14 protein-coding genes are annotated in these 8,504 nt (G+C 51.4%); 8 read left to right on the forward strand and 6 right to left on the reverse strand.

All coding sequences use genetic code 11. The features are described 5' to 3' along the window. Positions 1 to 97: 97 nt before the first annotated feature. Complete coding sequence (locus AC0QH1_RS14900) at positions 98 to 484, forward strand: response regulator (RefSeq protein WP_324631974.1); 387 nt, start codon at positions 98 to 100, stop codon at positions 482 to 484. 97 nt (positions 485 to 581) lie between these two features. On the opposite strand, the gene AC0QH1_RS14905 is transcribed toward AC0QH1_RS14900, so the two are convergent. After that, positions 582 to 800, reverse strand: coding sequence for a hypothetical protein (locus AC0QH1_RS14905; RefSeq protein WP_324631975.1), 219 nt, complete (start codon positions 798 to 800; stop codon positions 582 to 584). 164 nt (positions 801 to 964) lie between these two features. On the opposite strand from AC0QH1_RS14905, the gene AC0QH1_RS14910 reads away from it, so the two are divergent. Next, on the forward strand, positions 965 to 2,173 hold the full coding sequence (locus tag AC0QH1_RS14910) for an argininosuccinate synthase (RefSeq protein ID WP_324631976.1): 1,209 nt from the start codon (positions 965 to 967) through the stop codon (positions 2,171 to 2,173). A gap of 77 nt (positions 2,174 to 2,250) precedes the next feature. On the opposite strand, the gene AC0QH1_RS14915 is transcribed toward AC0QH1_RS14910, so the two are convergent. After that, complete coding sequence (locus AC0QH1_RS14915; protein ID WP_324631977.1) at positions 2,251 to 2,880, reverse strand: DedA family protein; 630 nt, start codon at positions 2,878 to 2,880, stop codon at positions 2,251 to 2,253. 176 nt (positions 2,881 to 3,056) lie between these two features. Between AC0QH1_RS14915 and AC0QH1_RS14920 the strand changes: the two genes are divergently transcribed. Both AC0QH1_RS14920 and AC0QH1_RS14925 read left to right on the forward strand, forming a co-directional pair. Next, on the forward strand, positions 3,057 to 3,233 hold the full coding sequence (locus AC0QH1_RS14920) for a hypothetical protein (protein ID WP_324631979.1): 177 nt from the start codon (positions 3,057 to 3,059) through the stop codon (positions 3,231 to 3,233). 12 nt (positions 3,234 to 3,245) lie between these two features. After that, positions 3,246 to 3,617: an STAS domain-containing protein gene (locus tag AC0QH1_RS14925; RefSeq protein WP_324631980.1), complete on the forward strand. Its 372-nt coding sequence runs from the start codon at positions 3,246 to 3,248 to the stop codon at positions 3,615 to 3,617. A 189-nt stretch (positions 3,618 to 3,806) separates the two neighbouring features. On the opposite strand, the gene AC0QH1_RS14930 is transcribed toward AC0QH1_RS14925, so the two are convergent. Together AC0QH1_RS14930 and AC0QH1_RS14935 are read right to left on the reverse strand one after the other, a co-directional pair. Beyond that, a complete protein-coding gene (locus tag AC0QH1_RS14930; RefSeq protein WP_324631981.1) occupies positions 3,807 to 4,544 on the reverse strand; it encodes a hypothetical protein in 738 nt (245 codons plus the stop codon). Next, positions 4,537 to 5,094 carry an Npun_F5560 family protein gene (locus tag AC0QH1_RS14935; protein WP_324631982.1) on the reverse strand — a complete coding sequence of 186 codons (558 nt, stop codon included), beginning with the start codon at positions 5,092 to 5,094 and terminating at the stop codon, positions 4,537 to 4,539. The genes AC0QH1_RS14930 and AC0QH1_RS14935 overlap by 8 nt, the downstream gene beginning before the upstream one ends. Positions 5,095 to 5,846: 752 nt before the next feature. Here AC0QH1_RS14935 and AC0QH1_RS14940 point away from each other — a divergent pair. The 3 genes from AC0QH1_RS14940 to AC0QH1_RS14950 all read left to right on the forward strand — a co-directional run bounded on the left by AC0QH1_RS14940 (position 5,847) and on the right by AC0QH1_RS14950 (position 7,303). Next, the gene (locus tag AC0QH1_RS14940; protein WP_324631983.1) at positions 5,847 to 6,623 is read left to right on the forward strand and encodes an RNA polymerase sigma factor SigF; all 777 of its coding nucleotides are present in this window, start codon (positions 5,847 to 5,849) and stop codon (positions 6,621 to 6,623) included. 109 nt (positions 6,624 to 6,732) lie between these two features. After that, positions 6,733 to 6,927 (forward strand): hypothetical protein, encoded by a 195-nt coding sequence (locus tag AC0QH1_RS14945; RefSeq protein ID WP_324631984.1) that lies wholly within the window; start codon positions 6,733 to 6,735, stop codon positions 6,925 to 6,927. A 103-nt stretch (positions 6,928 to 7,030) separates the two neighbouring features. Then, entirely contained in the window at positions 7,031 to 7,303 is a 273-nt protein-coding gene (locus AC0QH1_RS14950) for a hypothetical protein (protein ID WP_324631985.1), read from the forward strand. Positions 7,304 to 7,396: 93 nt separating this feature from the next. Here AC0QH1_RS14950 and AC0QH1_RS14955 read toward each other — a convergent pair whose 3' ends face one another. Beyond that, positions 7,397 to 7,855, reverse strand: a complete 459-nt coding sequence (locus AC0QH1_RS14955; RefSeq protein WP_324631987.1) for a pentapeptide repeat-containing protein — start codon at positions 7,853 to 7,855, stop codon at positions 7,397 to 7,399. Between the two features lie 232 nt (positions 7,856 to 8,087). Here AC0QH1_RS14955 and AC0QH1_RS14960 point away from each other — a divergent pair, with 232 nt between their 5' ends. Next, positions 8,088 to 8,225, forward strand: a complete 138-nt coding sequence (locus AC0QH1_RS14960; RefSeq protein ID WP_324631988.1) for a hypothetical protein — start codon at positions 8,088 to 8,090, stop codon at positions 8,223 to 8,225. Between the two features lie 129 nt (positions 8,226 to 8,354). On the opposite strand, the gene AC0QH1_RS14965 is transcribed toward AC0QH1_RS14960, so the two are convergent. Next, on the reverse strand, positions 8,355 to 8,477 hold the full coding sequence (locus AC0QH1_RS14965; RefSeq protein ID WP_442957318.1) for a four helix bundle protein: 123 nt from the start codon (positions 8,475 to 8,477) through the stop codon (positions 8,355 to 8,357). Between the last annotated feature and the right edge of the window lie 27 nt (positions 8,478 to 8,504).

Raw genomic sequence — 8,504 nt, forward strand, 5'->3', positions numbered from 1 at the left:
GGAGCCGGATGAGGTGAAAGTCTCAAGTCCGGTTTTGAAGACGAGTAGTTTTGGTGACAGAATTACTTAGTTTAACATTGGCGGAGTAACTTTACATATGCCCAAACTCAAATTAATGGTGGTTGATGACGAACGCGACAACCTGGATTTGCTTTACCGCACCTTTCGACGGGAATTTCAAGTCATCCGCGCGCAAAGTCCTCTGAGTGCCATCGAATTGTTTGACGAACAAGGAGAGGTGGCGGTGATTATTACTGACCAGAGTATGCCAGAGATGACGGGTTTAGAATTATTGAGCAAGGCGAAAGACCGCTTTCCGAATACAATTGGCATTCTTCTAACCGGTTACAGTGAGGATGCCCTGGAAGATGCGGATGACATAAAAAGTAAAGCAAATGTTTTTAAATGCGTCAGCAAACCGTTCGATACTCAGGATCTAAAAGCGATCGTTCAAGAAGCGGCTGAAGTCTATAAAAATAGTTAGTCTAATGGGGAGTAACCCCATGCTTTCGCGTTTAGCTTCTTCAGTGGGTGATGCGGATGATATGGGTGGGGATTGCGCCTTGCTTCGAGATTTGCATTTAGCACAAGATTATTATTTTGTCAAGCATTTGAGGCAAAAAATCGGCTAAATGTTCGGCGATCGCGTTGAGCGAGGTGGTGTTAAAGGCGGCGATCGCCGATGTTCCTCCTTGGGCGACGCTTGCCATTGTGTTGCTACGTCTTGGGGCGAAATTGTCGGAATGCCGATCGCGGTGGCGAGGCGATCGCGTCGGCGCAATCTCAACAATCCGTGACAAGAACGTAACTGGAACTCCCGCAATTCGAGCGAACCGATTCAGCTCCCCGAAAAACCACAAGCAATCGGTGCTAAATTGATTATGCTCATCTGTTCGGGGTGGGAAAAAACCCGAATCCCGCAGCAGCGCAATTCAGTCATGTGTTGAGGAGAAAGGAGAAACCAATGGGTCGCGCTACCAAAGTCGTTTTGGCATATTCCGGTGGAGTGGATACCACGGTGTGCATTCCCTACTTAAAAGAAGAGTGGGGGGTGGAAGAAGTGATTACCCTGGCGGCAGATCTCGGTCAGGGAGAAGAACTCAAGCCTATCCAAGAAAAAGCATTAAAATCCGGTGCGAGTCAGTCCTTAGTGGAAGACGCAACGGAAAGATTTCTCACCGACTATGCGTTTCCCGCTATTCAAGCGAATGCGTTGTACGAAAATCGCTATCCGCTTTCCACGGCCCTCGCTAGACCGCTAATCGCGCAACTGTTGGTGGAGGCGGCGGAAAAATATGGGGCGGATGCTGTGGCGCATGGTTGCACCGGGAAGGGCAACGATCAGGTGCGCTTCGATGTGTCGATCGCGGCACTCAACCCGAATATCAAGGTGCTAGTTCCGGCGCGAGAATGGAACATGAGTCGGGAGGAAACTATTGCGTATGGGGAAAGGTTTGGCATCCCCTCTCCGGTGAAGAAGTCTTCCCCTTACAGTATCGATCGCAATATTTTAGGACGATCCATTGAGGCGGGACCTCTGGAAGACCCTTGGACGGAACCGCCGGAAGAAATCTACCTGATGACGCGGGCGATCGCAAACACCCCGGATGAACCGGAATATGTGGAAATCGGTTTTACCAAAGGCATTCCCACGACCCTGAATGGCAATATGCTCTCGCCTATCGACTTGATCTCGCAGCTCAACGAGATTGTGGGTCGTCACGGGGTGGGCCGCATCGATTTGATGGAAAACCGTTTGGTGGGGATTAAATCCCGGGAAATCTACGAGACGCCGGCGCTGCTGGTCCTTGTTGACGCCCACCGGGATCTCGAAAGCCTCACCCTGACCAAAGATGTGACGCAGTACAAGCGGGGTATCGAACAGACCTACAGCGAGTTGGTGTACAACGGTTTGTGGTACAGTCCGCTGAAATCGGCCCTGGATGCGTTTATCCAACAGACTCAGGAACAAGTCTCTGGCACGATTCGGGTGAAACTGTTCAAGGGTCAGGCAAAGATTGTGGGGCGCAAGTCGGAAAATTCTCTCTATACCCCGGATCTGGCTACTTATGGCGCTGAGGATAAGTTCGACCACAAGGCGGCGGAAGGCTTTATCTACGTTTGGGGTTTGCCCACGCGGATTTGGTCGAAAAAACTCAGAGGCGAGGCATAAGGTGCTTTAAGGGATAAAAAAGGCAAAAGAATCTCCGAACTCTTTTGCCTTTTGCCGCTTTGAGTGGCATACGCGGCTCATTCTTTCAGTTGTTTGGCACTGCTGCGTGCTTCTAACCACGGGAGGACGATAAACCAAACGATTGCGATCGCGAGGGCGAAAATGGCGAATTTGGCAACGCTGGAGACTAACTGCTCTAAGGGGATGAGTTCACCGACAAAGAATGCTAAGCTGACCATCGCGCTGGCCCACAGGGTTGCGCCGGCTGCGTTGCACAATAGAAATTGTCCGTAGGGCATTTCGGCAATTCCGGCTAATGGCCCTGCAAAAATCCGTAGCAAGGCGACAAATCTCCCTAAAAATACGGCCCGGGCGGCATTTTGACTAAATTTATCTTTGACGGCTAGGATTTGTTTTTCGGAAATTTTAAATAGTCGGCCTAGGGCGATCAGGAAGGGCCAGCCCCCTTTTCGCCCGACCCAGTAGCCGCAGTTATCGCCGAGGACGGCACCGGCGATCGCGCTACCGAGGACGAACCAGTAGTTGAGTTCGCCACTGCCGGCGAGAAAGCCGCCAACGAGGGTAATGGTTTCCCCGGGGAGGGGAATCCCGGCGTTTTCTAATGTTATTCCCAGAAAAACTGCCCAATAGCCGTATTGATGCGCGATTTCAGTGATGGTTTCTACAGAGATTAACTCAGACGACATGCAACACAGCCTTGAAATTTTGACGATTCTCTAACATATTGACTTATATTCGGCAATCCTGTCAATGTTTGCGGCTTTGAGGGGGTTGCTTGTTATTAACTGGAAATTAAAAATTTGAAAAAGGTAAGATAGACTACCTCTAGGAATTGAAATCTGTTTGTATAATGTAGCGATTATTGGCCGATCGCGATTGCGGGTGGGGGCAATTCTCCTGGTCGGCGATCGCGATCGCATGGATCTGGCGATCGGGGGCACTCCAGTTTGGGGAAATTGCCGCCATGCTGGAACAGGGAGCATTATTTCAGGTTCACAGCAATAATCGGCTTTGGCCAGTTCGATATAATATCTTTTGAGGTAAAACAAAGATGTCCCAAGAACAAATCACTCAACCGATCGTATTTAGGCCGCAGGATTGTCTTGACGCCGAGACGGGGAAAGCAATCGAAGCAGAAGTGGCGGCGATCGCGGCTCATAGAGAAACGCTGTTTGTCATCGATCTGTCCGAGGTAGACCTGGTAGATAGTGCTGGCTTATTTGCGTTGGTCAGCGCACTGAGAACTGCGAGAGAAAGCGCGAGTCGTTTGGTGATTTGCAATGCCCCACCCCCAGTGCGGTTGATTTTTGAAATTACGCAGCTCGATCGGGTATTGGAGATTTTCGATTCTTATGAAGCGGCGATCGCCACCCCTTCTCGCCAGTCTGCGCCCACCAAGCGGTCTGGGTTGGTGGCTGCCTAATTTCTCCTTACCTCTGTGTGCGAGGTTTTCCGGGTGCGATCGGCTCATTTTCCCCCAATCTAGCCCGGTTCCTGGCATCGGCTCTCTGCCTGAATAAGAAACATCCCACCTCTGCAGCGAGAGAGAGTGACCCAGAGAATTTCCCCAAATATCGCCGGGGGGCGCTCCTCACTTAACCCCCGGCGAGCTTTAGGCTTTAAGTGAGTCGCGGATTGTGAGGTCGAGAATCGGCCTGTGGGTTAAGCAGTACCAGTGGCAGGCGAACAAGTCGGGGACTTGAACGCCGATGCTGGCGAGAGCGGGGGTTGCGGGAAAGGGCCACAGGCGATCGAAGCTGAGGCGGTCTTCCAACAGCCCAAATTGCATCAAATAGGTTGCCGGAGGAGCGGATAGCTCCTGGAGCAATTGGTGGGCAAAGGCATAGAGGGGTTGTCGCCGCGCATCGGGGAAATGCACTGGCTGTAGGTAGGCGGCCCCGGGGGTGGCAGCGGGTGGAAACACCAGGTCGGCGGGGGTTGCGGAGGCTGTGGCTGCGGATGCCGTGGCGATCGCTTCCCCGTAAAGCGGCCCTCTGGCAGTCAGGACGATGGGCAACCAAAAGTTGCCCTCGCCGATGGGATAGTTCCATTTCCTCACCACCTCGGTCTGCAATCCCGCCACATCGGCACAGGTTTGATAGATGTCCCGCCCGGGAAAGTCCAGGGTGGGGGGCACGTTGAGGGTGAGGGGGCAGACTAAGGTATCCGATGCGGAGCCTAAAATTTCACTTAAGTGAGGAGCCGGGTGGATTTCTGGCTCCACATCGGGGTGAGTTTGGCCGATCGCGACTTTGAGTGCGGCTATCATGCGATCGAGGGGGGCAGGGTCGCCCTGAGGACGCTCCTGGACTCCCCAATCCGGCGCGATCGCGATGGCTATCCTACGCATTTCCCAAGGATGGCAAACTGATGTCTCCTCCTTGCGATCCCGACAAGCTTGGCAATTCCAACCGTCCAGAGTGGCGACGGCTTCTTACCGCTAAGCGATAGCTGACGCTTTGCAGTTCGGCGTGAAGCTGGCGGTTTTCCCGTTGCAGCATTTCCACCTTTTCGCGCACTCCTTCCATGCGTTCGGCGAATTTCTGCCGATAAATTTCGGGCAGTTCTTGCACCACTTGCTCGAGCATGCGAGAGCGATCGGTGAGTTCTTGCACGGAATGGCGCAGTTGATAAATCTCTTCATCTCGCTCTTGCAGTTGCTCTTGATAAAATGTCACCTGCTCTTCCACTCCTTGCAGTTGTTCGCGCAAGGAGCGCATCTGCGCGAGGTATTCATCGGGAATATCTTGGGCGACGCCTGGGTTGTTATTCCCTTTGACTAAGCGGAACAACTCTTGCGAAAGCTGTTCGACTAGCCGATCGCGCATTTGCAACTCTTCGCGCAGATGAGACAATTCCTCTTGCGCGGATTGTAGGTTTGGCGTTTCTGCTTGGCTCACGATTCTGACGCGCTCCTTTTTTATATCGGTTTATGTATTTGACCCCGCTTTTGGCGGATCCCGGGCAGCCGCCCTCTCCTCCCCCCAACGGCGCTGCCGTTAATTTACCATTTGCCATCGCCGTTGACACCGCGTTTCTGACTTCTGTCAAGAAATCCTGGTATTTTCTTGGACCGCCGCGATCGCGCTCTCGGCAAAGCGGGCTATCGCTCCCGCTTCTGGCAAAATGTCCGATCCGTCCCTTGAGGTTTCCATACTCTAGGGACAGCACCCTCGAGGTCTTGAGGACAATTGGCTACCCTGAAACTATTTTGGCTCGAACCGTTCGTTTTGTCACGCAAAAGGCTTTCTCAGGCAGGATTCCTCGATAACGGCGGTGCTTTGGGTACCACTCCCCTAGCCCCCTGCTGCCCGCAAATCCTGGCGGCGATCGGCCAGTCTTTACAAAATCTTTCTAAAAAATGTGTCATTAAAAGGATATGATTATCACACCCCTAATGCTGTTGCCAACCGAAAACAGGTAATATAGTTTAGAAGAAGAATAAATTCCTCAGTCTGTCTCCCCCAACCCCGCTTTCCCTCCCGAGGGGTGCCCTTCCACTCAGTCCCCTGGCTGCAGCAGCGATCGTCACCCTCGGCATGTTTGGCGACCCGGTTGGGAGACCGATCGCACCGACTGTGCGGCAGATCACTGCGGCGAAAGAAAAATTCGCTCATACTCAAAAGGGGAGCTACCTACCGGGGTGTTCAGAATGCTTACAACCGTCAACAGTCAACGAGTCAAAAGTGAAAGTTTGGAACTCCTGCGCGAGTACCAAACCACCGCTTCTACCGAAATTCGCAATCAAATCGTCCAACTCAATTTTGGGTTGGTTAGAAAGGAAGTGCATCACTGGATGCAGCAGTGTAGCGAAAGTTATGACGATCTGCTACAAGTAGGATGCTTGGGCTTGATTCGGGCGATCGAACGTTTTGATATGTCCAAAGGACATGCCTTCAGTTCGTTTGCCATTCCTTACATTAGAGGGGAAATTCAACACTATCTGCGCGATAAAAGTCCCTCTGTCCGCATCCCGCGCAATTGGTTGACCTTGCAACGGCAAGCCACTAAGGAAATTCAACGCTTGCAACAACAGCTCAATCGCCAACCCTCTGATGCTGAGGTGGCGGCGGCCCTGGATATTTCTGTCATGCAATGGCAGGAAGTTAAACTCGCCTGTCGCAACCGCGCCCCCCTGAGCTTGGATGCTCCAGTTCAGGATGAAGAGGAAGGCGCAACTTCCCTCGGAGAATTGGTGCCCGATCTGGGCTATCGCAGTTTCCAGTTGGCCCAAGAAGACCGACTTCGCCTGCAACAAGGTCTGGCTAAGTTGGAGGAAGGCACTCGCAAGGTACTCGAATTCGTATTCCTCCAGGATTTGACCCAAAAAGAAACGGCGGAACGCATGGGCATTAGTTCGGTCACCGTTTCTCGTCGCGTTAAAAAGGGATTGACCTCTCTCAAAAAGGTGATGGGAGGCACGCAATAGCTCTAAATTTTATTCTACTCCTGCGACATTTGGAAATTGCCATCATGGGATGAGGCGCGATCGCTGATGAGCTAAAGAACGCGCCTCCTAATTTTTACCCGAAAATTGCTTGTTAGTAATAAGTTATATTAAAAAGCTCGCGCCCCTCGCAACCGACGGATGGAAGTATGGCTTATTTTGGCGAGGCGATCGCCAAGCAGCAGAACCGGAAATGGCGGTGGGGGCGATCGCAAATTCACTCCACAGCGGGGATCCGGTTTCCAGAAGCAGGGATACCCCCTCCTCGGCAATGTATCTCACATAAATCAACCCATCCGATAGGAATCAAGTGACGGGCGGAAAACCCTTTGGGTGGGTATAGATTCCTGATTCGGTCAGCTTTTGGGGAGGAAATAAGTAGCTGTTTTTTGATTTTATCTGCAATGAATATTGACGAGGCGATCGCCCAGTTAGCCGAGAGATTTCAAACCCTCGCCCATCGCGTCAGCGAAAACGCCCTAGAAGCCATCCGACCGCAAATTCGACTGTTAGCCACCCAATTTACCCGCAAACAGGTGCGCGATAAACTACAGCGCAACCACTCCTGTGACCGAGAGACCGAAAACCTGCGCGCCGAGAATTTGCTGCTAGAAGAACTGCTCAAAGAAATAGAAAATTGCTCCAATCGAACCTGTGGCTAAACCGACCGAGGGAACCGCGAAACATCCCATCCACTTCCCGCTTTCCCAGACAATAGCAGACTGGGGTAGAATAGGGGAGTGGGTTTATCGCGCCTATTGCACGCGCCCGAGCATTTCTGCAGGCATTTCCGCGTCATTGAGATCCGCCCCGATTAAATTCGTATCCGACAGATCCGCCGCCGTTAAATCCGCATTGGTGAGATTGGAAAAGGAGAGATTCGCATCGGTTAAATCAACTCCTTGCAAATTCGTATCGGTTAACGTCGCAGTATTTAAAAAGGCATTGGTCAAATCCGCACCTTCTAAATTTGCCCCGGTCAAATCCGCACCTTCGAGGTTCGCATTTTCCAAGTTAGCACCAGCGAGGTCTGCATTTCGCAAATCCGCCCCGATCGCATGTGCGCCGCTGAGGTCAGCACCCACCAAATCGCATCCCGGACAGATATTGGTTTCCAGCAGTTGGCGCACGTGGGCGGGGTTTTCCGCTTTCACCGGCGTGGCGAAAAATAAGGCGATTAAAAGAGCAGCAGTATTTAAAATTGTGGTTTTCATTGCTTTTTCTCCAGTTATGCTATATCTTAATTATCTCGGATATCCCCGAGGCGCGCTGCGATCGCATCGAAGAATCCATGTGATAAATTTCACGCAAACTGGCGATCGGGTTCCTTGCAAAAATCCCAATTTGTGGTAAAATAAGCGAATCTGTCTGATGCCGAGACGAAGGGATGCGGCCACATACAGGAAAGCACAAGGCAGGGATTTTGTCAAGTAGCTGTAGCCAGAGATGGGGGGAAATCGGCGAGGGGAGAAGAAAGGGGATATAATCGATTTGGTGCGATCGCACGGCACGGAAATGACCCAAATCAATCCCACAGAAGGGGAACGGGGAACGGGGAACGGGGAACAGAGGTCATTTTTCTAATTGCTTTTTAATTAATAAGACTAATAATCATTCTACTTTCTTCCGGCAATAAATGTATAATCATTTCTAAAACAAGGGAACGGGGAACGGGGAACGGCGTCAGTATCATTTTAAACTGTTCCCTGTTCCCTATTCCCTATTTCCTCTATTTGAGATAGAAACGGAACATCTCTTCATTTGTGAGACCATACCATAGAGTTCATGTTTAGGGAAAAGATTAGTCAGAAAATAGCATTTTTCTGCAATTTCCATACCTTTTTGCCAAATTCTCAAGTCTTT

It is taken from the genome of Phormidium sp. CCY1219, assembly GCF_055795085.1.